Annotated in this window: 26 protein-coding genes and 2 pseudogenes; 14 read left to right on the top strand and 14 right to left on the bottom strand. The window is 65.6% G+C overall.

Going from position 1 to position 22,192, the window contains the following annotated elements; translation table 11 throughout:
* A pseudogene (locus Q0687_RS04360) lies at positions 1-232 on the bottom strand (hypothetical protein); the annotation flags it as partial.
* A 203-nt stretch (positions 233-435) separates the two neighbouring features.
* Between Q0687_RS04360 and Q0687_RS04355 the strand changes: the two are divergent.
* Together Q0687_RS04355 and Q0687_RS04350 are read left to right on the top strand one after the other, a co-directional pair.
* Positions 436-597 carry a YciI family protein gene (locus Q0687_RS04355; RefSeq protein WP_298872716.1) on the top strand — a complete coding sequence of 54 codons (162 nt, stop codon included), beginning with the start codon at positions 436-438 and terminating at the stop codon, positions 595-597.
* Positions 598-631: 34 nt separating this feature from the next.
* A complete protein-coding gene (locus Q0687_RS04350; protein ID WP_298872714.1) occupies positions 632-832 on the top strand; it encodes a hypothetical protein in 201 nt (66 codons plus the stop codon).
* A gap of 3 nt (positions 833-835) precedes the next feature.
* Here Q0687_RS04350 and Q0687_RS04345 read toward each other — a convergent pair whose 3' ends face one another.
* The 6 genes and pseudogenes from Q0687_RS04345 to Q0687_RS04320 form a co-directional block, all read right to left on the bottom strand.
* Complete coding sequence (locus tag Q0687_RS04345; protein ID WP_298872718.1) at positions 836-1,282, bottom strand: sodium-independent anion transporter; 447 nt, start codon at positions 1,280-1,282, stop codon at positions 836-838.
* A 141-nt stretch (positions 1,283-1,423) separates the two neighbouring features.
* A pseudogene (locus tag Q0687_RS04340) lies at positions 1,424-2,403 on the bottom strand (SulP family inorganic anion transporter); the annotation flags it as partial.
* A 269-nt stretch (positions 2,404-2,672) separates the two neighbouring features.
* A complete protein-coding gene (locus Q0687_RS04335; protein ID WP_080134733.1) occupies positions 2,673-2,945 on the bottom strand; it encodes a helix-turn-helix transcriptional regulator in 273 nt (90 codons plus the stop codon).
* Between the two features lie 428 nt (positions 2,946-3,373).
* Entirely contained in the window at positions 3,374-5,422 is a 2,049-nt protein-coding gene (locus tag Q0687_RS04330; RefSeq protein WP_298872708.1) for an elongation factor G, read from the bottom strand.
* 207 nt (positions 5,423-5,629) lie between these two features.
* Positions 5,630-6,109 carry a DUF992 domain-containing protein gene (locus Q0687_RS04325; RefSeq protein ID WP_298872707.1) on the bottom strand — a complete coding sequence of 160 codons (480 nt, stop codon included), beginning with the start codon at positions 6,107-6,109 and terminating at the stop codon, positions 5,630-5,632.
* Between the two features lie 390 nt (positions 6,110-6,499).
* Positions 6,500-7,702, bottom strand: coding sequence for a pyridoxal phosphate-dependent aminotransferase (locus Q0687_RS04320; RefSeq protein ID WP_209960265.1), 1,203 nt, complete (start codon positions 7,700-7,702; stop codon positions 6,500-6,502).
* Positions 7,703-7,830: 128 nt separating this feature from the next.
* Here Q0687_RS04320 and Q0687_RS04315 point away from each other — a divergent pair, with 128 nt between their 5' ends.
* From Q0687_RS04315 to Q0687_RS04285, 7 genes are all read left to right on the top strand, one after another.
* Positions 7,831-8,073 carry a hypothetical protein gene (locus Q0687_RS04315; protein ID WP_298872701.1) on the top strand — a complete coding sequence of 81 codons (243 nt, stop codon included), beginning with the start codon at positions 7,831-7,833 and terminating at the stop codon, positions 8,071-8,073.
* Between the two features lie 265 nt (positions 8,074-8,338).
* Complete coding sequence (locus Q0687_RS04310; RefSeq protein ID WP_298872699.1) at positions 8,339-8,989, top strand: glutathione S-transferase family protein; 651 nt, start codon at positions 8,339-8,341, stop codon at positions 8,987-8,989.
* 153 nt (positions 8,990-9,142) lie between these two features.
* Positions 9,143-9,319: a hypothetical protein gene (locus tag Q0687_RS04305; RefSeq protein WP_298872697.1), complete on the top strand. Its 177-nt coding sequence runs from the start codon at positions 9,143-9,145 to the stop codon at positions 9,317-9,319.
* A 73-nt stretch (positions 9,320-9,392) separates the two neighbouring features.
* Positions 9,393-9,551, top strand: a complete 159-nt coding sequence (locus Q0687_RS04300; RefSeq protein WP_298872694.1) for a hypothetical protein — start codon at positions 9,393-9,395, stop codon at positions 9,549-9,551.
* 129 nt (positions 9,552-9,680) lie between these two features.
* Positions 9,681-10,493 carry a PAS-domain containing protein gene (locus tag Q0687_RS04295; RefSeq protein ID WP_298872691.1) on the top strand — a complete coding sequence of 271 codons (813 nt, stop codon included), beginning with the start codon at positions 9,681-9,683 and terminating at the stop codon, positions 10,491-10,493.
* 83 nt (positions 10,494-10,576) lie between these two features.
* Positions 10,577-11,032, top strand: a complete 456-nt coding sequence (locus Q0687_RS04290) for a GNAT family N-acetyltransferase (protein WP_298872688.1) — start codon at positions 10,577-10,579, stop codon at positions 11,030-11,032.
* 253 nt (positions 11,033-11,285) lie between these two features.
* Entirely contained in the window at positions 11,286-12,227 is a 942-nt protein-coding gene (locus tag Q0687_RS04285) for an aldo/keto reductase (protein WP_298872686.1), read from the top strand.
* A 16-nt stretch (positions 12,228-12,243) separates the two neighbouring features.
* Here Q0687_RS04285 and Q0687_RS04280 read toward each other — a convergent pair whose 3' ends face one another.
* The 4 genes from Q0687_RS04280 to Q0687_RS04265 form a co-directional block, all read right to left on the bottom strand.
* Complete coding sequence (locus tag Q0687_RS04280) at positions 12,244-12,567, bottom strand: antibiotic biosynthesis monooxygenase (RefSeq protein WP_298872683.1); 324 nt, start codon at positions 12,565-12,567, stop codon at positions 12,244-12,246.
* 322 nt (positions 12,568-12,889) lie between these two features.
* On the bottom strand, positions 12,890-13,261 hold the full coding sequence (locus Q0687_RS04275; protein ID WP_298872680.1) for a DUF559 domain-containing protein: 372 nt from the start codon (positions 13,259-13,261) through the stop codon (positions 12,890-12,892).
* Between the two features lie 95 nt (positions 13,262-13,356).
* A complete protein-coding gene (locus tag Q0687_RS04270) occupies positions 13,357-14,574 on the bottom strand; it encodes a DUF1501 domain-containing protein (protein WP_298872678.1) in 1,218 nt (405 codons plus the stop codon).
* Positions 14,575-14,576: 2 nt separating this feature from the next.
* On the bottom strand, positions 14,577-16,151 hold the full coding sequence (locus Q0687_RS04265) for a DUF1800 family protein (protein WP_298872675.1): 1,575 nt from the start codon (positions 16,149-16,151) through the stop codon (positions 14,577-14,579).
* A gap of 114 nt (positions 16,152-16,265) precedes the next feature.
* Here Q0687_RS04265 and Q0687_RS04260 point away from each other — a divergent pair, with 114 nt between their 5' ends.
* Positions 16,266-16,472, top strand: coding sequence for a cysteine-rich CWC family protein (locus Q0687_RS04260; protein ID WP_298872673.1), 207 nt, complete (start codon positions 16,266-16,268; stop codon positions 16,470-16,472).
* A gap of 78 nt (positions 16,473-16,550) precedes the next feature.
* Here the strand turns inward: Q0687_RS04260 and Q0687_RS04255 are convergent, their stop codons facing one another.
* The 3 genes from Q0687_RS04255 to Q0687_RS04245 form a co-directional block, all read right to left on the bottom strand.
* Positions 16,551-17,249 carry a glutathione S-transferase family protein gene (locus Q0687_RS04255; protein WP_298872670.1) on the bottom strand — a complete coding sequence of 233 codons (699 nt, stop codon included), beginning with the start codon at positions 17,247-17,249 and terminating at the stop codon, positions 16,551-16,553.
* 324 nt (positions 17,250-17,573) lie between these two features.
* A complete protein-coding gene (locus Q0687_RS04250; RefSeq protein ID WP_298872668.1) occupies positions 17,574-17,804 on the bottom strand; it encodes a hypothetical protein in 231 nt (76 codons plus the stop codon).
* Positions 17,801-18,580 carry a sulfite exporter TauE/SafE family protein gene (locus Q0687_RS04245; protein WP_298872664.1) on the bottom strand — a complete coding sequence of 260 codons (780 nt, stop codon included), beginning with the start codon at positions 18,578-18,580 and terminating at the stop codon, positions 17,801-17,803. Before Q0687_RS04245 ends, Q0687_RS04250 begins: the two co-directional genes overlap by 4 nt.
* Before the next feature lie 264 nt (positions 18,581-18,844).
* Here Q0687_RS04245 and Q0687_RS04240 point away from each other — a divergent pair, with 264 nt between their 5' ends.
* From Q0687_RS04240 to Q0687_RS04225, 4 genes are all read left to right on the top strand, one after another.
* A complete protein-coding gene (locus Q0687_RS04240; protein WP_298872661.1) occupies positions 18,845-19,756 on the top strand; it encodes a LysR substrate-binding domain-containing protein in 912 nt (303 codons plus the stop codon).
* Positions 19,757-19,865: 109 nt separating this feature from the next.
* Positions 19,866-20,090: a hypothetical protein gene (locus Q0687_RS04235; protein ID WP_298872656.1), complete on the top strand. Its 225-nt coding sequence runs from the start codon at positions 19,866-19,868 to the stop codon at positions 20,088-20,090.
* A gap of 59 nt (positions 20,091-20,149) precedes the next feature.
* On the top strand, positions 20,150-20,380 hold the full coding sequence (locus Q0687_RS04230; RefSeq protein ID WP_298872653.1) for a hypothetical protein: 231 nt from the start codon (positions 20,150-20,152) through the stop codon (positions 20,378-20,380).
* Between the two features lie 92 nt (positions 20,381-20,472).
* On the top strand, positions 20,473-22,192 hold a 1,720-nt coding region (locus tag Q0687_RS04225; RefSeq protein ID WP_298872650.1), incomplete at its 3' end, for a DEAD/DEAH box helicase family protein.

The raw sequence follows: 22,192 nt of genomic DNA, 5'->3' as shown, positions 1-22,192 counted from the left end.
TCCAGGCAATGCCGCAGAAGCCGGCGGCGGTTTCGAAGACCAGATAGTGCTGCGCGGCCTGTTCCATGAAAAGGCGCCTGTATTGCGGTATGCACGGAATATGCTGGGCCGGGCGTGGATGTTCAATCCTTTTCCACACCTGCAATCGGCCGCACGCTTCGTCCCAGGGCGGCTGACATGCGCAGGCGCGGTGGGTACCCTGTCGGTACCCGACCTGGAGCGCCGCTGCCATGAAGTACGCCCTGCTGATTCATCTCCCCGCCGGCGTCGCCGCGAAGATCACGCCCGCGGAGGAGGCGGCGGTACAGCACACCTGCCACGCGCTGACCGAGGATTGCAGCAAGGCCGGCCATTACCGCGGCTCGATGCGCCTGCTGCCGGAGCAGCAGGTCATCGAAGGGCGCGCGCGTCCACTTCGACGGCGCATCGCGCACCGTGACCGACGGCCCGTTCGCCGAGACCAAGGAATTCCTCGCCGGCCTCTATATCGTGGAATGCGACACCATCGAGCAGGCCGCCGCCTACGCCCGGCGCCACCCGGGCGCCAGCTTCGGCAGCATCGAGATCCGCCCGATCGGCGACTTCGACCTCGGCTGAGGTCCGGCGTCGCAGCGCAGCAGATGTTAATCAAATGCACATGCTGTGCTATTCTCGGGCCATGGAGTCGAAAACCGCCCGCCTCACCATCCTGGTCGACCCGAGGAAGAAAAAGGCGTTCGAGGAACTCTGCGCCCGCCAGGATCTCACCCCTTCACAGGTCGTACGCCAGCTGATGCGCGAATACCTGGCCCGGCACGGCGTCGACTACCTGCCCAAGCCCAGGGCGCGCTGAGCCTCAAACGGCGCAGCGGCTTGCAGCACTGTCGTCCGCCGGCGGGGCGGCGCAGGCGGCCAAGGCCAGCCCGAGGTCGCCGAAGTAGCGTGGCGGCGATTCGTCGCGCCGCACCAGTTCGGCCCGCACCAGCTTGCGCAGTACCCGCTGGTTCGCCCCACACAGCAGCACCCGCACCTTGTCCTGCTGCAGCTTGTGCAGCGCCTCCTGCAGCGCCTGAATGCCGGTGAAGTCCATGAACGGCACCCGCTCCAGCCGTATCACCAGCATCCGCGTGTCGCGGCCCACCTGCCGCAGCGCGCGCTCGAGATTGTCCACGGCGCCGAAGAACAGCGGCCCTTCGATCGAATACACCGCCAGGCCCGGCGGCGGCTCGGGCCAGCCGCGGGCGCGCAGCTCGGCCCGCAGCGGTTCGCCGTCCTGCCGCACCACGTCCACCGTCGCCGACATGCGGCGCAGGAACTGCAGCAGCGCCAGGATCACGCCGATGTTCACCGCCACCACCAGGTCCACCAGCACCGTCAGGGCGAAGGTGATCAGCAGGATGATCACGTCGGCGCGCGGCGCGGTGCGCGCCATGCGCAGGCAGTGCCGCGCGTCGCTCATGTTCCAGGCCACCACGAACAGGATCGCCGCCAGGGCGCACAACGGGATGCGCGCGGCCAGCGGCGCCAGCAGGATCAGCACCAGCATCAGCGTGACCGAGTGCACCACGCCGGCGATCGGGCTGTCGGCGCCGTTGCGCAGGCTGGTGGCGGTGCGGGCGATGGCGCCGGTGGCGGCGATGCCGCCGAACAGCGGCGCCAGCACGTTGGCGATGCCCTGGCCGATCAGCTCCTGGTTGGAGTCGTGGCGGGTCCCGGCCACGCCGTCGGCCACCACCGCCGACAGCAGCGATTCAATGGCGGCGAGCAGCGCAAACGAGATCGCATCGGGCAGCACCGCTTTCGCCTTCTCGAACGAGAACGCAGGCAGCGCGGGCGAGGGCAATTCGCGCGGAATGCCACCGAAGCGGCTGCCGATGGTCTCGACCGGCAGCGACAGCGCGGCCGTCGCGATCGCCGCGAGCACGACAGCGATCAGGATGCCGGCCAGGATGGCCGCCAGACCCGCAAGACGCCGATGATCGCGATGCTGACGAGCGCGACCACGACAACGGATGGATTGATGGTGCCGAGACCTGCTGCGAGCGCGAGGAGTTTCGGCACGAACTCGCTGGGCTCTTTCCCGGCAAGCGTGATGCCCGAGAGATCGCGCAGCTGGCTCGCAAAAATGATCACGGCGATGCCGGCGGTGAAGCCCACCGTGACCGGATAGGGAATGAACTTGATGTAGGTGCCGACGCGCAGAAGGCCCGCGGCAACCAGGACCATGCCTGCCATCATGGTGGCGAGAATCACGCCGTCGACGCCGTGGCGCTCCGCGGTCACCGCGACGAGCACGATGAAGGCGCCCGCAGGCCCGCCGATCTGGAATCGGCTGCCGCCGAGCAGCGACACGATGAAGCCACCGACGACCGCGGTATAAAGCCCGCGGTCGGGCGTCACGCCCGAGGCGATCGCGATCGCCATCGACAGCGGTAGCGTAACGATCGCAACGGTCAGCCCCGCAAACGCATCGGCGCGGAAATCCGCGGCGCCACAGCCTTCGCGCCAGACCGTGACGAGTTTTGGCAGATACAGTTCGGCAAAGGTCGGCTGGCGCAACGGACGCGGCCCGCTCGCGTGATCGCTGGTGATGCTCATACGGCCCCCACAATGCTTGCCTGCATCGTGCGGCCGCGATGGTCGGACGCGACGGTGCGGTCAGCTCATCTGTTGTCCGGGGACGATCATCGCGATCATGCCCCGACGCGGCGCGGCGACCCCGGCTCCTTCAGGCGAACGCCCCGCCCGCCGCTGTCGCTGCGGGCCTGTTCACCGATCAGCTCGACGCCGGCCCGGTCGAACGCCTCCACCACCTTGATCAAGGTCTCGACCACGCCACGCACATTGCCGGTGGACGCCTCCATCCGCTGGATGGTCGGCAGCGACACGCCGGCGAGCTCGGCCAGGGTTTTCTGGTCAATGCCAAGAAGCGCGCGGGCTGCCCGCATCTGGAATGACGTGATCACGTTGGCCTCACATGTAAGACATTATAAATGATATCTGTAGCATATATAATGATTTACGATACATCATTGAGAGATCAACGCAAGAGCTCGTGGTCGGCACCTCCTTTCTGTCCACTGCAACCTATCAGCTCCGTCATCCTGAGGTGCGAGCCGTGCGGCGCAAAGCGGCGCGCGGAGAGCCTCGAAGGATGAACGGCCCCGATGCAGCCGGGCCGTCGCCCTTCGAGGCTCGCCGAAGAGGCGAGCGCCTCAGGGTGACGGGGATGGAGTGAGGCTCGCTGCCCCCTCATCGTCATTGCGAGCGGAGAGGACTGCGATGAAAGGAAACGCCGCACGCTTGGAGACAGCCCCCCTCACCCCGCCCTCTCCCCGCAAGAGCGGGGAGAGGGGGACGAGAGAGTGGCGCGCCCTTTACTGCGCGCGAGACCTCACGCCGCGTGCTGATGCGCGGCGATGATCTGGTCGGCGGCGCGGCCGGTGACTTCGGCCATGTGGTCGAACTGGCGCGTGAAGCTGCCGGCGCCGGCGGTGGCGGACCGCAGCTCGACGATCAGCTCGCCGATCTCGGCTTCCGGCATCATGGCGCGGACGCAGTCCCAGCCGCTCCAGCCGTCGCGGGTGTCGAAGCCGAGGATCTGGCCGCGCCGCGCCGACAGGATCGCGTTGATCTTGGCGGTGGCATCGGTCGGACAGACGATCTCGACCACGTGGATCGGCTCCAGCAGCACCGACTGGCATTGCGGCAGGCCTTCGTTCAGCCCGATGCGCGCCGCCGTGCGAAAGGCGAGGTCGGAGGAATCGACGCTGTGATAGGAGCCATCGGTCAGCGTCACCTCCAAATCGGTCACGGGAAAGCCAAGCGGACCGCGCGTCAGCCCGTCGACGACCCCCTCTTCCACCGCGCCGATGTAGTTACGCGGCACCGCGCCGCCGACCACCTTCTCGGCGAACCTGAAACCTTCGCCCCGCGGCAGCGGCTTGATGTCGAGCACGACATCGCCGAACTGGCCGTGACCGCCTGACTGTTTCTTGTGGCGGCCGCGCTGGACGATCGACTTGCGGATGGTCTCCTGGTAGCCGATCGCTGGCGGATGCGAAGCGATCTTGACGCCAAAGCGGTCGCTCAACCGCTCGCTGGCGACGCGCAGGTGCATCTCGCCCTGGCCCCACAGCACGGTGTCGTGGGTCTGCGCATTCTGCACGATGACGAGGGACGGATCCTCCTCGTGCAACCGCAACAAGGCCTGGCCAAGCTTGACGTCGTCCTTGCGGTCGGTGGCCGCAACCGACATGGCGAGCACAGGCGGCGTCGGCTCCGACGCCTTGAGCGCAGCCGGCGCGGTCTTGCCGCTCGAGACGGTGTCACCGGTCTTGACCGCATCGAGCTTGGCGAGCGCCACGGTGTCACCGGATTCGGCCGAGGCACGCTTGCTGTCGTAAGCGCCGCTCACGGCGAGGATGCCCGAGATGCGGCTCGCCCCACCGGAGGAGGATTGCAGCGTTGCGCCGTCGTCGAGATGGCCGGCGAGCAACCGCGTCAAGGACAGCTTTCCGCCGTGCTGCGAATGCAGCGTCTTGAAGACGAAGCCGAGCGCGTCCTTGCTTTCCGGCACACCAAGACGTTTTGCGGTCTCCGCGATGCCAGGCGCCTCGTGACGCAACGCCTTCATCAGCCGCAACACGCCGTTTTCGCGCGAGGCCGCGCCCAGCAGAACGGGGCAGATCAGCCCTTCGCGCAATTCGCGGGCGAGGTCATCGAACACGGCATCGCGCGGCGGCTGGATGTCCTCCAGCAATTGCTCCATCAGCGCGTCGTCGTGATCGGCGAGCTTCTCCAGCATCGAAAAGCGCGCTTCCTTCTCGCGGTCGAGATTGCCGCCGTCGAGCGCAATCACTTCGGAGGCCTTGTGCTCGCGATAGATGAACGCACGTTCCAGCGCGAGATCGACGAAGCCCTCGATCAGCTCGTCCTTCCAGATCGGAATCTGGCGCAGCACCAGCGGCACGCGCGAGGCCGGCTGGAGCATTGCGAGCGTCTCGCGGATGCGCTTGTTGGCGCGGTCGATCTTGTTGAGGAACAGGAAACGCGGGATCTTCAGTTCCTCCAGCTCGCGCAGGATGATCTGAAGCTGCGGCAGCTTCTTCTCGTCGGCCTCGCACACCACGATGGCGGCGTCGACCGCGGGAAGCGCGGCGCGCATGTCGTGGGCAAACTCGACGGAACCGGGACAATCCAGGAAGGTATAGCTGTCGCCCATGAAACTCGTGGTGGCAGCAGTGAGCCCGACGGTCATCTTGTGATGACGGGCCTCAGGCGTGGCGTCGCCCACCGACGTGCCGGCGTCGACGCTGCCGGCGCGCGGGATTGCACCCGTCCGCGCCAGGATCGCTTCGAGAAGTGTGGTTTTACCTGATTGGAAAGGGCCCACCAGCGCAATGCACCGTGGACCTCGGGGACTTCTGACGTCTTGTCCCATTCGCCGCCTCCTTGGTGTGGAGCTCGGCCCGTGATTGGGTCGGCAAGCGCAGATGCTCTGCCCGTCCCAAAGATTTGGCAAGCGTCAAACGTCGCTGCGGTGCGTCGTCAGTAAGTCTTAGTGACTGTAGAGATTCGGTTCGGCCTCGAACCGATGTTCCACCTCTCCCGACGGAGAGAGGTGAACCAACCCCTCCCGTATCGCCTCTTATCGGCCCGGACGCAGTTCCAGGCTTTCGAGTCCGGCCGCGACGTTGAGACCGACCTGGCCCTGCACGCTGAGCGGCTGAAGCGCGATCGAATTGTTGGAGCCGCCGACCAGCACGTTGCCGCCGAGGCCGACGCCGACCGAAGCGCTGCCCTGCGCGCCCGCGTAATTGCCGGAGAGATCGCCGGGGCCAAGCCGGTTGACCGGTGCGAACACGCCCCAGGCGAGCGCGGTCTCCTGGGTGATGCCGAGGTCGATGCCCACTTTGCGGATCGTCGCGACGTAGCGGTCCTCGGGCAGACCGTCAGCGCGCAACACGCAGCCGAGATTAGTCACCGATCCCACGACGAAGCCAATGCTGGCGCCGCCGCGGCATTCGAGCACGCCGACCTTCACAAGCCGCGACTGCGCACCGGCGCCCGCGACGGAGGCAATGAGGCTGGCAGCAGTGAGCCCGGCGAGGAGGTGTGAGCGGCGCATGAAATGTCTCCGGCTATGGAATGTGATGCGAGCAGAGAGTGCACGGCAGGACGCCGCTGGGCGTTCTATGCCACAGGAACTTTGCACGTGCCAGATGGGCGCATTTGAAACCGAGCGCGCGGAGACAGCCCCTCACCCCACCCTCTCCCCGTAAGAACGGGGCGAGGGAGTGATAGAGCGGTGTGCCCCTCACGGTTAAGTCGTTCGATGCGCTTTCGGATGACTTAACCTCCCGCCCTTCCGCGGGGAGAGGTCGGATCACATCGCAGATGTGATCCGGGTGAGGGGCAAGGCACAATGTCCGCCAGAGCAAAAGTCCATCCGACTCCGTTCAACGATGCACAAAAAAGGCCCGCCGAAGCGGGCCTTTCAATTCCTGTCGCGACAGGCTTAGCGCAGATTGCCGCAGAAGCGCTGGATGCGCTTGCAGGCGTCTTCGAGGTCCGAGGTCTTGGTCGCATAAGAGATGCGGAATGCCGGACCCAGGCCAAAGGCCGAACCCTGCACGACGGCAACGCCTTCGGTCTCCAGGAGCTCGGTGACGAACTGCTCGTCGTTTCCGATCACGTTGCCCGACGGCGCCTTCTTGCCGATCGTGCCGGCGCAGGACGGATAGACGTAGAACGCACCCTCGGGCCGCGGGCACTCGATGCCGTTGGCCTGGTTGAGCATGGAGACGACGAGGTCGCGGCGCTCCTTGAACACCTTGTTGTTGGCGGGGATGAAATCCTGCGGACCGTTCAGCGCTTCCACCGAAGCCCATTGCGCGATCGAGCACGGGTTCGAGGTCGACTGCGACTGGATTGTCGACATCGCCTTGATGAGCTGGGCCGGGCCGCCGGCGTAGCCGATGCGCCAGCCGGTCATGCAATAGGCTTTCGACACGCCGTTCACGGTGAGCGTCCGGTCGTAGAGGCTGGGCTCGACCTGCGCGACAGTGGTGAACTGGAAGTCGTCATAGACGAGATGCTCGTACATGTCGTCGGTCATCACCCACACATGCGGATGCTTGACGAGAACGTCGGTCAGCGCCTTGAGCTCGGCGCGCGTATAGGCCGCGCCGGTCGGGTTCGACGGCGAGCACAGGATCACCCATTTGGTCTTCGGCGTGATCGCGCGCTCGAGCGCCTCGGCCCCGAGCTTGAAGCCGGTTGCCGCGGTGCAGACCACCGGCACCGGCTCACCGCCGGCGAGCGCCACCATCTCGGGATAGCTGACCCAGTACGGCGCGGGGATGATTACCTCGTCGCCCGGATTGATGGTCGCCATCAGCGCATTGTAGAGCACCTGCTTGCCGCCGGTGCCGACGATGATCTGGTTCGGCTTGTAGGCGACGCCGTTCTCGCGCTGAAACTTCGCGATGATCGCGTCCTTCAGCTCGGGGATGCCGTCGACCGCAGTGTACTTGGTCTTGCCGGCCTCGATGGCGCGGATCGCCGCCAGCTTGATGTTGGCGGGCGTGTCGAAGTCGGGCTCGCCGGCACCGAGGCCGATGACGTTGCGGCCCGCCGCTTTCAGCGCGCGTGCTTTATCCGTGACCGCGATGGTCGCGGACGGCTTCACACGGTCGAGCGCAGCGGCAAGGAAGGACATCGTCATCTCCTGACAAGCGTCGTGAACCCTTTGGCCTCACGACTCTGATTGTGGGAATAAAGACACCCTAAAACGTGTGCCGCTGCACCGCAAGAAACTTCGGCCCGATCCCGCAAAAGTTTGCGGATTTGGAGCGTTTCAAGGCTCGCTTTCCGGCAATTTTCCGCAACTTTGCCGGGCAAACCGCTCATATCCCGCAAGGCTTGTCCTCGGAGCAATTTTGCGTGTTGCGTATCGATCGAAACCAGCACGCCGTCGTCGCCGGGCTTGACCCGGCCATCCACGCCTTACTTGCCGCGAAGAACGTGGATGCCCGGGACATAGGCGAGCGGAAGCGACGCCGTCCTTCGGACGGCCAAGCCCGGGCATGACGATGCAGACACATTGGCGTGCTGCGGCTCTCACACACGATCTCGCGACGCGATGAGTCGTGCATGTTGACGCAAGCGTGACCTGCCTTGCAGCGCCGCGCGAACATGATCTTTCCTGGCGTTGCAGTGCGGTAGGGATTTCGAGTTTTTCTATTGCCGAGCCCTTGCGGCAGATTCGCATCGGCATCATTGTTTAGCCGCGGTCCGGGGCAACATGCACCGCACCTTTCCGTCCTTTGCCCATCCTTGGAATCGAACTCCCAGAATGTACAAGCTCTATTCGATGCAACGCTCGGGCAACAGCTACAAGGTTCGCCTTGCGCTGGCGCTGCTGAACCTGCCTTACGAAGCGATCGAGGTGGACATTCTGCGCGGCGAGAGCAAGACGCCGGACTTCCTCGCCAAGAACCCGTCCGGACAAGTGCCGCTGCTCGAGGTCGGCGACAACCGATATCTCGCCGAGTCCAACGCCATCCTCTGGTATGTCGCCGTCGGCACACCGCTTGCGCCGGAGAACCGGATCGATCGCGCCGAGGCGCTGCAATGGATGTTCTTCGAGCAGCACGCGCTCGAGCCGAATATCGGCGCCGCCTATTTCTGGCTGTCGCTGGTCAAGGGCGGCCGCGACCTGCAGACCCACGCCCTGGAGGACTGGATGGAGCGCGGCTATGGCGCGCTCCAGGTGATGGAGAACCACCTCAAGACCAGCGACTATTTCGCTGCCCGCCAGCTCACGGTCGCCGACATCGCGCTGTACGGCTACACCCACCTCGCCGACCGCTGCGACTTCGACCTCGCGCCCTTCCCGGCGATCCGGGACTGGCTGAAGCGCGTCGAGGCTGCCCCCGGCTTCGTCGCCATGGACTGGCGCCCCGCCGACATCGACGACCCCGCCAGCATCGCCGCAGGGGCCTAAATCCGGGGAACGTTAAGAATTAGCGGGCATGGCGTTAACCTTTGCCCAAATCCCGCCATGTTCGGCGCGGTCGTCGCCGCAATATTGCCAGTTGAAATTGTGAAGCTGTTCGGCGTCGCGGGTGATTCGCTCGCACGTTGAAGGATTTAGACCATGATGCGGGCGTCCGGCACGGTCGGCTTTCAGGGCCAAACCGATTCCGTCTCGTCTTCCCGGCTGACCAACGCGGTCGCGGCCTCGCTCGCCGTCGCTGCCGTCTCGCTGTGCCTGATCGTTACCCTCACAGTGTTGTCGACCAAGGCGGCGATGGCGATGAGTCTGCCGGTCTGATCCCCGTTTCATCCTGGGTCGTCCTCAAGGTGCCGCGCGGCCTCGCGCCCGACGGCATCGCGATGGGACATCGATGAAATCGCCTGTGGTCATCGTTGCAATCACCCTGACGGCGGCCATCCTGGTCGCGGCATCGCTTTTGATTTTCGTCGGCACCCGCAGGGGTCCGGGAACATCGACGCTGAACGCGCCCGCGCAGCAAGAGCGCGTCGAGCACGCCCATTTGGTCTAAAATCATCCGAAACCTTTGAGTGTCTGCTCAAGCCCCGCTTAAGCGCACCGCGCGAAATCGGGTTGCGCTTGTGCAACCATGGGTCAGTCTGACGGCCTTATCTCGTTCAGGGAGGAATGAGCGAGGCTCATGCGATTCGGATGGCGTGCCATTTCCGGTCCCGTGCTGACGGCAGCGATCACACTGCTGGCGATCCTGCTCGATCGCCACGTTCCCGCGCTCTCGCTTGCACCGCTGTTCGTCGGCATCGTGGCGCTGGCCGGGTCGCTCTCCGGCTTTGCATCCGCACTTGGCAGCGCCATCATCGCGGTGATCGGCGCGGTGCTCCTCGCGCTCGGCCATCGCACCGCGCCGGGCTTTGCCGCGAGCGATCTCGTGCAGCTTGGCCTGCTGGCGCTGACCACCACCGGCACCGCTGGAATCACCGGTTTGATGCGCGAGCGGCTGCTCGATGCCTTCACTGCCGAACGGCGCAACCACGCCACCGCCGCACGGCTGTCGGCCGCGCTCGACCAGGTCGACATCGGCATCGTGCTGCTCGATGCGGAGACGCGCGCCGAATTCATCAACCGCGCATTCCGCGATTATTTTGCGCTGCCGGACGAGATGGCCGACGACAAGCCGCCCTTCATCGCACTGATGTATCACGGCCGCGACACCGGCGCGTTCGAATTGCCGGAGGACGAGCTCGGAATCTTCATCGCGCGGCGGATGGAGATGGTGCGGACCGGCGACGCCACACCGATCAATATCGCCTTGCGCAATGGCGAGGTGCTGCGTTTCGTCTGCACCGCGCTGCCCGATGGCGGCCGCATGCTGAGCTACACCCCGGTCACGGACCTCGTTCGCCACACCGACACGCCCGCACGCGCCGACTATTATCGCTCGCTGCGCGACCCCACGGGGCGGAAGCTGCTCCGCTATTTGCGGGTCGCGGAGTGATGCACGACGACGCGATTGATCCGCACCGCGATCATCCCGTATGAAGAATGCCTCGTCGCATCATCGACCTACGGATTTCCCAGATGTCGCTCACCATTCGCTCCGTCACCCGGCAGGACTACGATCAATGGCTGCCGCTGTGGGACGGCTACAACGCCTTCTACGGCCGCTCCGGTCCGACCGCGCTCGCGCCGGCCATTACCGCGATGACCTGGCAGCGCTTCTTCGATGCCTATGAGCCGGTGCATGGGCTGGTCGCCGAGAGCGACGGCAAGCTGCTCGGGCTGACGCATTATCTGTTCCATCGCAGCACCACCGCGATCGAGCCGTCGTGCTATCTGCAGGACCTGTTCACGAACGAGGCCGCGCGCGGCAAAGGCGTCGGCTCGGCGCTGATCCACGGCGTCTATGACCGCGCCAAACTCGCAGGTGCCCCGCGCGTCTACTGGCAGACGCACGAGACCAACACCACCGCGCAGAGCCTGTACGACAAGGTCGCGGAGCGTTCCGGCTTCATCGTCTACCGCAAGATCTTCTAACCTTCAGGCCTGTGGATAACTCCCGGTGTCACCGGCGCGTTATACACCGGGACTATCCTGCTGATGCGTCTGATCAGGCCCCCCGTCACCGATCAAGCGCTCCAAGCGGTCCCCGTCAGTCGCCGCGTCTGACAGGGGCCGCATTTTTTTGCCTGCCGTTCCCAGCCGGCATGGCTGCAACGCAGTCAGGCGCTTGCCGCTGCGGCGCACCGCGGTCAAAATGACCGCCTGCTCTCGTCTGACAGGATCTCCCATGGAAATTCGTAATCTCGGCGGCTCCGGCCTGCGCGTGTCTGCGGTCGGCCTCGGCTGCAACAATTTCGGCCAGCGCACCGATCTGGAAACCTCGCGCAAGGTGATCCATCGTGCGATCGACCTCGGCATCACGCTGTTCGACACCGCCGACATCTATGCCGGCATGGGCGGCTCGGAGACGGTGCTCGGCACGGTGCTCGGCGACCGCCGCAAGGACATCGTGCTCGCCACCAAATATTCCAAGCCGATGGCGGCCGACGGCACCAAGCAGGGCGCCTCGCGCCGCTACATCATGAACGCGGTCGAGGCCAGCCTGACGCGGCTCAAGACCGATTACATCGATCTCTACCAGCAGCATGATTACGATCCGCTGACGCCGCTGGAAGAGACGCTGCGCGCGCTCGACGATCTCGTCCGCCAGGGCAAGGTCCGCTACGTCGGCCATTCCAACTTTCCGGCGTGGCGCGTCGCGGAGGCCGAGTTCACCGCGCACGCGATGAATGTCAGCCGCTTCGTCTCGGCGCAGGACGAGTACAGCCTCGTGGTCCGCGACATCGAGAAGGATCTGCTGCCCGCAGCCACGGAATACAAGCTCGGCCTCTTGCCGTTCTTCCCGCTGGCGAGCGGCCTGCTCACCGGCAAGTACCAGCGCGGCGCAACGGCGCCCGCCGACACGCGCTTCGGCAAGGTGCCGGCGCTGCGCGACCGCTACGTCACGCCGCGCAACGAGGACGCCGTCGAAAAGCTCCAGGCCTTTGCCAAGGCGCGCGGCCATTCCATGCTCGAGCTCGCCTTCTCCTGGCTCGCCGCCCGACCGCAAGTGTCGAGCGTGATCGCCGGCGCCACCCGCGTCGAGCAGGTCGAGCAGAACGTCAAGGCGATCGCCTGGCAGCTCAGCGCGGACGATCTTGCCGAGATCGACAAGATCACGCTGGCGTAACCTTTAGGACGCGGTGCTACTTCGCGCCGCGTCCCACGGTCTGCATCACCTCGAAGCCTTCGAACTGGGGATGGCCGAGATAGAGCGGCTTGTTGTCGCCGGCCTTGTGATGCGCCGCGCGAAACGCCTCCGACTTGGTCCAGGCCTCGAACGCGGCGTAATTGGCCCACACCGTGTGCGAGGCATACAGCGTGTGGTCCTCGAGCTCCGGCCCGCGCAGCAGATGGAATTCGACGAAGCCCGGCACCTTGTCCAGATGCGTGTCGCGCGACAGCCAGACCTGCTCGAAGGCGCTCTCGGAGCCCTTGGCGACACGGAAGCGGTTCATGGCGATGTACATGGGTGATTTCTCCTGCTGTGAGGGAAGCACCGCTCTCTCGCTCCCTCGCCCCGTTCTTACGGGGAGAGGGTGGGGTGAGGGGCTGCCTCCGCGAGCTCGGCCTGAATTGTAGAAGAAATGCGTGTTGTGCGCACGGCCATTGTCGGAGTCGGGTGGACCATCATTTTGGCGACAGCGTGCCCTGCCCCTCACCCGGATTGCTTCGCAATCCGACCTCTCCCCGCAAAGAGCGGGGAGAGGTTAGGACCGCGACGCGCATCGAACTACATGGCTCGTTTCTGAAGTCAGGGAAGCACCGCCCTCTCGCTCCCTCGCCCCCTTCTTACGGGGAGAGGGTGGGGTGAGGGGCTGCCTCCGCGAGTTCGGTCTGAATTGTTTGCAAAACGCCGTCGATATTCGAGAGCACATCGTTGTTCCAAAAACGGAGCACCTTGTAGCCCTTGTCGTTCAGACAAGCATCTCGGATAGCATCGGATGCCGACTCGTTGTGCTGTCCGCCGTCGACTTCGATGATCAAACGCTTCTCGCGACATACGAAATCGCAGATGTATCCGATAATCGGCTCCTGCCTGACGAACTTGTGTCCATCGATCCTTCGATTGCGGATGCGGTTCCAGAGGACTGTCTCCGCGTCTGTTTGATCGGTGCGCAGTCGCCGTGCGAGTCGGATGGACTTCTCGTTGTGGCCACGCATTGCCCTGCCCCCTCACCCGGATTGCGCCGGACGATGCTACGCATCGCCGGGGGCAATCCGACCTCTCCCCGCATAAGGGCGGGGAGAGGTTGACGTCAACCAATCAGCCCCTTCATCGGCCTTGCGCTGGCGCTGTCCGGGAAAACCGTCTGGGCGAGCACCTGGTCGGACAGGCCGAACTGGCCCTGCAGCACGCCCTTGATGACGGAGCGCAGGTCGGTGGTGGGCTTGAGGTCGCGGCCCTCATAGAGGTTGGCGGGCTTGAGGCCGGGCCAGTCGGAGATGACGCGGCCGCCTTTCACGGCGCCGCCGGCGAGCAGCGCAGCGGTCGCCGTGCCGTGATCGGTGCCGTCGGTGCCGTTGATGCGCGCGGTGCGGCCGAATTCGGTGGCGACGACGACGACGGCGTCGCGCCAGCGATCGCCGAGGCCAGTTTCGAATTCGGCCAGCGCACTGTCGAGACCGCCCAGCAGGAAGGCGAGACGTCCGACCGGGCCGCCTTCGTTGGCATGCGTATCCCATCCATCGAAGGCGAGCGCCGCGATGCGCGGACCGTCATCGGCAGCCATCAACTTGGCCGCGCCGCGCGCGACCTGCCGCATCTGCGCGACCTGGTTGCCCGGCTTCGGCTTCATGTCGTCGCCGCTCGCCGCCTTCTCCAGCTGCAAGCCTTGCGTCAGCGCCGAGGCGAGCGCGGGATCGCGATGACGGTAGAGTTCGACCAGCCGCATCGCGGTGTCGTCATCGGCCTGCGGCAGCGCGACCGGCGCCCAGCCGACGGTCGGCGCCGCGCCGCGCAGCACCAGCGGCGTGGTGGGGCCGACAGCTAACCCGCTCGACACGCGCTCGCCGCGCGGCAATGCTTCGAGCGCGCGATTGAGCCAGCCGGACTGCACGCGGCCCGGGCCGGCATAGCCGCTCTCGAGCACATCCTGGCCATCGAAATGCGATCGGTCGCGATAGGGTGTCGAGACGGCGTGGATCACCGCGGCGTGCTGATCCCGGTACATGCGCGCAAATTCCGGCATCGCCGGATGCAGCGCAAAGAAGCCGTCGAGCCTGGTCGCAGGATGCGCGCCGTCCGCCGCGAGCGCGATCGAGCCATGCAGGCCGGCATAATCGGGGTCGCCGATCGGCGCGACGGTCGCTAGGCCATCGAGCGCACCGCGCAGAATCACCACGACCAGGCGCGGGTCGCGCCCGTCAGCGGCGCGCGCGAATTTCGGCAGGTAAGCCCAGGCCGCAAAAGCAGCGCCGCCGAGCAGAAGCCCGCGGCGTGAGGTGAGGAGCCGGTTTTCGACGCAGTCGATCATCTTCATCTCCTCTGGATTTCCGGCGACATCAACAGCAGCGCCAGCGCCTGCTGCCGCGATTCCGCGCGTTCGATGGTCCGCCGCGTTTCGGCAGAAGCCGCATCGGCGGCGGCGAACTCCAACAGGTCGAGCGGATCGATGTTGGGCCCGAGCCGCGCGCCCATCTGCGAGGCGATGTCGAGCCGGAGCTTCATGCCCTCAGGCGCGGCCCACGCCGCCGCCGTGTCGGGGAAGCCGTTGGGGCCGGCCGGCGTCCACAGCGGCTGGCCGAGCAGGTTGAGGCCGTTGAGATAGAGACCGGGATCCTCCGGCACGCGCGCGAGCAGCCGGCCGCTCGCGACCAGGAAATCGTAGGGCGAGCGCATCTTGGTGAGCGGCGCCTTCCAGGCTTCGTCGGAATCGACCAGCGCCGTCGCCAGCGCCCTGAGGTCGCCGTCGGTTCTGACGAAGACATCGCGCAAGCGCGCCACCAGAGCCGGCGGCGGATCGTCGGCAACGAAATGCCTGACGAATTTCGTGGCGATGAAATTCGCCGTCGAGGGATGGCGCGCGATGTCCGCGAGCGCGGCTTCGCCCTGCGCCAGGCCGTTCGCTTCATAGGTCTTGCCGAGCAGCACCTGCGGTCCGGGCTGGTGCGCATTGGTATTGAAGGCGAAAGAGCCGGGTGCCCCTAACTGACCTTTGCGGCCCGCAAAGGTCCAGCCGGTGATGATGCGCGCGAGCGAGGTGACGTCCTCCTGCGTATAGCCACCGCCGACGCCGAGCGTATGCAGCTCCATGATCTCGCGCGCGAGATTTTCGTTCAGCCCGCGCTTGCGGTTCTGGCCCGCGCGCGAATCCGGTCCGAGCGATTGCTGGTTGTCGAGGAAGAACAGCATCGCCGGATGCTGCTCGACCGCCTTCAGCATGTCGGTGAAGCGCCCGAGCACGTGCGGCCGGATCGCCTCGCGCTCGAACGCGCCGGCCCACATCCGCGCCAGCTCGCCCTTGCTGGCGGAGATGCAGAAATGATTGGACCAGAACACGACCAGGCGTTCCGTGAAGCCGCAATCGACCAGCATCGCGCGCTGCAACCGCGCCAGCGCTTCAGTGCGAAACGTCTTCTGGATCACGTTGAGGGGCTGCTGCGGCTGCTTTGCAGCGGGCGGGGCGGCAGCGTTGGGCTGCATGGCGTCGGGCTTCATCGCGCCGTCGGCGGACTTGTTGTCGGCAGATTTGGCCTCCGCCATCTGCTGACCTGATATCTCGCTTGCCACCGTGTTGAGCGACAGATTGCGCCGCAATTGATTGTCGGGCTTTGGGTCTGCGGGCGGCGGCGCTTCGGTCGGCGTTGCGGTCTTGGCGGCCTCGCGCGCCTGCTTGACCTGGTCCTGATAGGCGAACACTGCCTGCCCGAGCTGCGGCGTCGATTGCAGCCCCGGGGCCTCCAGCAGCGCGCCGAGGGGACGCGCCAGTTCCGCCTTCACGAAGCCGCGGGGATCGGAGGCGGCATTGATGAGATCGCCCGATGCGCCGCCGCGCGGCCCGAAGCCGAAGCGGTTCAGCGCAACGAGAGCGGCTTGGGAATCGCGGGCCATCGATTTGTCCTCCGCGCCTTGCCGTCGGCTTCCATGGTCTTTGCGCGGCGCTTAATATACCGTGGCGGCAGATGAACCCGACATGAAAATGACGGCAAAGCTTCGACGTAAATCATGACAAATCCGAAAGAAATCGCGATTGCGCAACCGGCCCCGCGCCGCCTTGCCTGTTCCCGATGCGGCACCGAGTTCGGCTGCGATGTGTCGGGCGACTGCTGGTGCGCGGAGGAGACCGCCAAGCTGCCGATGCCGGTGAAGGGCGAGGATTGCTTGTGCCGGGAATGTTTGCGGAAGGCAGCGGCCGAGGCAGCAGTCTCGTAGGGTGGGCAAAGCGAAAGCGTGCCCACCATTTTCAACGCGTGGGCACGGCCCCTTGCGCCCTTGCCCGCCCTCCGAAGATCACACCTTATACCCCGGCGATGTCCGCGCCATGCCGTCGAATGCATCGAGCATCTTTTCGCGCCAGGCATAGACGGGATCGTCGGCTTCGAGCAGCCTGAACGGGCTCACCACGCGCGCCCATTGGAAACCGCCGAACACGATGTAGTCGGCATAGTTCGGCGCCGCGCCGCCGAGATAGCCTTGCGTCTTGAACGTCTGCCGCATGATCTCCAGCGATTTGCGAAACGCAACGACGCCGCTGTCGCGGCCTGCCATGATTTCTTCCAGTGTCTTGCCGCCGAGGCGCGCCTCTCGCGATTGGCGGAAATAGGCGGCGTCGACCTCGGCCAGATTGTTCGGGATGTCGGCGATGATGAGCGGGAAGATGCCGCCGACGACGGCGATGTCGCCCCACGCATTGATCATGCGCGCCATGGCACGGCCACCCTCGCCACCGAACAGCGACGGACGATCAGGAAAATTGTCTTCGAGATAATTCGCGATTCTCCAGGAATCGACCACGGGCCTGTCATGATGCAGCAGTACCGGCACGCGCTCCGAGCCGTAAGGTGCGATCGCGCCCTTCTCGGTGAAACGCCAGGGCAGCGATTCCGCCGTCAGCCCCTTATGCGCCAGCGCCATCCGCGTGCGCCAGCAATACGGGCTGAAGGGACGCGAGGCATCGGTGCCGACGAGTTCGTAGAGCTTGAGCGACATGGAAGATCCTTGCCCTGTCAGATCCTCATCCTGAGGAGCGCGGAACGCGCGTCTCGAAGGATGAAGGCCCGATCTCGGCCTCGCCCTTCGAGACGCGCGCAAGATGCGCGCTCCTCAGGGTGAGGGTCTCTCATTCTGGATTGCTTCGCTTGCGCTCGCAATGACGATGTGGCGAGAGATGACCGCATCAAACACCGCTGTCATGCCCCGCGCAGGCGGGGCATCCAGTACGCCGCCGCCCCGCCGTCTATGATTTCTCCTCTGGAATACTGGATCGCCCGCCTTCGCGGGCGATGACAACCGTACTCGCCGCGGCGAAGAGAGTCACCGCCCGTTCGCGCGCAGCAGCCGCTCGCCGTCTTCCGTCACGGCAATGACCAGGCCGAGGCCGGGCAGCGTCTCGCGCGCGACGAGGCCGCGGTCGGCGGCATCCTCCCAGATGGTGAGGCGCGGGCACGAGGTCTTCCAGGTCGAGATCACCTCGGCATAGGCACGCGGCTCGCGCGCGATCCATTCGACGAAGTCCAGCACCAGCGGGTCGGCTGTCTCGCTCATTGCAAACCTCCCTTGGTCAAGGCGGCCAGCACCGGCGTGCGCACGAAGAGCCAGCCGCCATAGGCGATGTAGTAGCAGGCGATGGTGGTGATCAGCTTGTTCGACCAGGCGACGAATTGCTGGTCGGTCATGGCTTCGAGAAGGCGCCGCGCCAGCGTGGTGCCGAGCATCGAAGCAAGTATTGCGACGCCGGCAAGAACCGGATCGAGCGTGGCGGCCTGGTCGATGATGCCGCCGAAATAGATCAGCTTGGTGAAGTGGCTGACGAGCTGGCACATCGCCTTGGTCGCCACCTTCTCGCGCCGGCCGAAATCGCCACCGAGGAAGAAGGTGTCGAGCAGCGGACCGGAGACGCCGGTCATCAGCATCAGACCCATGCAGATCGTGCCATAGACGGTGCCCTGCCAGAGACGGTCCGGATCCGGCTTGATATTCGTCGGCAACAGGCGCGCCATGAAGGGCGTGGCACCGAGCATCAGCAGCGCCATCGGCTTGTCCGGCACGTAACGGGTGAGCGACCACGCGCTGAGGGCGATGGCGGCGCCGACCATGTAGTTCGCGACCGGCCGCCAGCGGATATGCGCGCGCCACAGCAAAGCGCGCCAGCCGTTCGAGGCCATCTGCGTGATCGCATGCAGCACCATCGCGGTCGGCAGCGGCATCAAGGCCAGCAGCACGCCGATCAAGATCAGCCCGCCCGCCATGCCGAACAGCCCCGACAGGAACGCGGTGGCGACCATCAGCAATCCAAGGGCAGCGATCATGATGGGCGTCACTGATATCTCCACGTCGGCAAAGTAAGGGACGCAAGGCTGCTTCACTCCCTCGCCCCGCCCTTGCGGGGAGAGGGTGGGGTGAGGGGCAGCATCCGCAATCACGGTGGCAGCTGCCCCCGCGGAGACTCCCCCTCACCCGCCACGCTTCGCGTGTCGGCCTCTCCCCGCAGGCGGGGAGAGGCGAAGGAGAACGTGCCTCGCTTGCCGCCCGCGCGCAAACTGAGTTATCTTGGCCTGGCATCAGCTTTCCTGAGGGTCACTGGTTTGCGGCGGCTGCTCTTTCTCAACGGCATCAAGGCATTCGAGGCGGCGGCCCGGACCGGCAGCTTTGCTGCGGCCGGGATCGAGCTCAACGTGTCGGCGGCCGCCGTCAGCCGCATGGTGCATCTCTTGGAAGAGCGGCTCGGCGTCGCGCTGTTCGAACGCAAGGCCAACAAACTGGTGCTGACGCAAGCGGGCCGCGCCTACCAAAGCGGCCTGACACCGATCTTCGATGCGCTCGCCAGCCTCACGGCGCAGGTGACGGCGCCCGCGAGCGTGCGCGTGCTCACCATCGGCGTCGGCCACACCTTTGCGATGCGCTGGCTGATCCCGCGGCTGTCGGAGTTTCGCAGCGAAGAGCCCGACATCGAGGTGCGCTTCACCACCGGTGGCGCCGAAGTGCCGTTCGGCGAGGACTGGAGCTGCGGCATCAAGCTCGGCACCGGCGACTGGCCGGGCCTGGTCGCCGAGCCGCTGTTCGCGGGCGATTTGACGCCGGTCTGCGTGCCCCGCCTCGCCAGCGGCCTGAAGCGGCCGGCGGACCTCAAGGGGCCCGGACTGATCCGCGTCACGCATTCGCCGGAAGACTGGCCGATCTGGCTAAAGGCGGCGGGCGTCACGCGCATCAATGCCCGTGGACCCGAGTTCCAGTTCTACGGTCAGGCGCTCCAGGCCGCCGCCGACGGGCTCGGCATTGCCATGGGCATCCGGCCCTATATCGACGACGACCTCGCCGCCGGACGTCTGGTGGCGCCGTTCGACCTCTCGGTGCCCAAGGGCATGCGCTGGTACCTGCTTTACCGCAGCTTCCAGACCGAGCAGCGCGATTTTGCCGCGTTCCGCCGCTGGATCATGCGGGCGGCGGCGGAACCCGCGGCCCGGCCGCGGCGGTCCGGACGCGCCTTGCGGAACTGACGGATGGGCCGTTCGGCTGAAAAAGCCGGCCTGATGTGAACGGCTTCACATATCGAAATCCGCAAACGTGGTCCTCTAACCCTCCGACACGAGCATTTGGGGACTACCAATGACGACCCTCTACGACGGCTTTGACATCGAATCCTTCGAAGCTGGCAAGGGACTGTGGCACGCCCGTATCCGGCGCGCCGATCTGAGCCCGCTTGCCATTGACGGCGTGCTGTTTCCGACCATGGAAGTCGGCTTCGCCTGGCCCGATCCCGACGCAGCGATCGAAGACGCCAAGCATCACATCGACCGCTTCCGCCGGCACGCCGACGACATCGACGAATAGGCCGGCGACACGGCAACCGGACTGAAGGGCATCGCGGCAAACGAGGGGGACACTGGTTCATGTCAGTGGTTGATTACGACGACGGTGGGCAGCCGCGAATCTATTCGCGCAAGGTGCTGTCGATCTGCCCGGAATGCGACGGCGATCTCACGGTGCTCCGTGTGATCGGCGGCCGCGCCGGGTGCGAGTACTGGACCATGCGCTGCACCGATTGCGGCGGGATCCATCTCGATATCCTCGAGCCGCGCCTCACGGTCGTGGACGGCGACGGGCCGCTGCCGGCGGCGTAGTCTGTCGCCTGCTGCCAACCTGCTGTCAGCAGCCTGCACGGGGACGTGTCTTCGCCCTTTTCTGACGGGCGGACTCATCCCATATTCGCCTCATGGCGAAGAAACCTGCTCCCCCAAAATCCCCCAAAACCAAGGCACCCAATTCGAAGGCACATCGCCCCGATGTGCAGCCGATCGGGCCGGCGCTGGCCGAACTGCTGAATCCCGCGATCAATCGCGGCGACGCTGGCCTCGGATCGGGCACCGGATTGCAGCCGCCGCCGGACAATTCGCGTGACCGCCGCGCCGGTGGCGAGGCCGCCGCGCATCGAGCGCGCGCCTCGACCCCGAAAGAGTTTCCGCAGGATTCGACGCGGCCGATGCCGTTGCGGCCCAATCCGCAGCCGGTGGGCGCACGCGCCTCGACTGAGGACGGTTTCGAGGAGGCCCCTCAGGCCAACTACGGAACTGCGGCCACGATCCCGACGCTCGATCCGGAACTGGCGCGTCAGCTCGGCCTTCCGACCGAAGAGGACGATGCCGAGGCGCTGGCGCGTCCGCCGCGTAACAAGATGGAGGCGCTCGGCGTCAAGGCCACGGCCGAGGCGCTGGAATCGCTGATCCGCGAGGGCCGGCCCGAGTTCCGCAAGGACGACGGCAGCTTGCGCGTCTGGACGCCGCACCGGCCGCCGCGCCCGGAAAAGTCCGAAGGCGGCGTGCGCTTCGAGCTCAAGTCCCACTACGAGCCGCGCGGCGACCAGCCGACCGCGATCGCCGAATTGGTCGAAGGCATAGAGCGTAACGACCGCACCCAGGTGCTGCTCGGAGTCACCGGCTCGGGCAAGACCTACACCATGGCGCAGGTGATCGAGAAGACACAGCGCCCCGCCATCATCCTGGCGCCGAACAAGACGCTGGCCGCCCAGCTCTATGGCGAGTTCAAGAGCTTCTTCCCCGACAACGCGGTCGAATATTTCGTCAGCTATTACGACTACTACCAGCCCGAAGCCTACGTTCCGCGCACCGACACCTATATCGAGAAGGACTCCTCGATCAACGAGCAGATCGACCGCATGCGCCACTCGGCGACGCGCGCGCTGCTCGAACGCGACGACGTCATCATCGTCGCCTCGGTGTCCTGCATCTACGGTATCGGCTCGGTCGAGACCTACACCGCGATGACATTCGCGCTGAAGAAGGGCGAGCGCATCGACCAGCGCCAGCTGATCGCCGACCTCGTCGCACTCCAGTACAAGCGCACCCAGGCCGATTTCACCCGCGGCACCTTCCGTGTCCGCGGCGACGTCATCGACATCTTCCCGGCGCACTATGAAGACCGCGCCTGGCGCGTAAGTTTGTTCGGCGACACCATCGAGAATATCGAGGAATTCGATCCGCTCACCGGCCACAAGCAGGACGAGCTCGAGTTCATCAAGATGTACGCCAATTCGCACTATGTGACGCCGCGCCCGACGCTGGTGCAGGCGATCAAGTCGATCAAATCCGAATTGAAGATGCGGCTCGACCAGCTCAACAATCAGGGGCGCCTGCTGGAGGCGCAGCGGCTGGAGCAGCGCACCACCTTCGACCTCGAGATGATGGAAGCGACCGGAAGCTGCGCCGGCATCGAGAACTATTCGCGCTATCTCACGGGGCGCCTGCCGGGCGAGCCGCCGCCGACGCTATTCGAATACGTGCCCGACAACGCGCTGGTGTTCGCCGACGAGAGCCACGTCACCGTGCCGCAGATCGGCGGCATGTTCCGCGGCGACTTCCGCCGCAAGGCGACGCTGGCCGAATACGGCTTCCGCCTGCCCTCCTGCATGGACAACC

This window comes from uncultured Bradyrhizobium sp. (genome assembly GCF_936928535.1).
GTDB lineage: Bacteria > Pseudomonadota > Alphaproteobacteria > Rhizobiales > Xanthobacteraceae > Bradyrhizobium.
The sequence above is the reverse complement of the archived record's forward strand: the minus strand, read 5'-3'. Positions and strand labels throughout refer to the sequence as shown.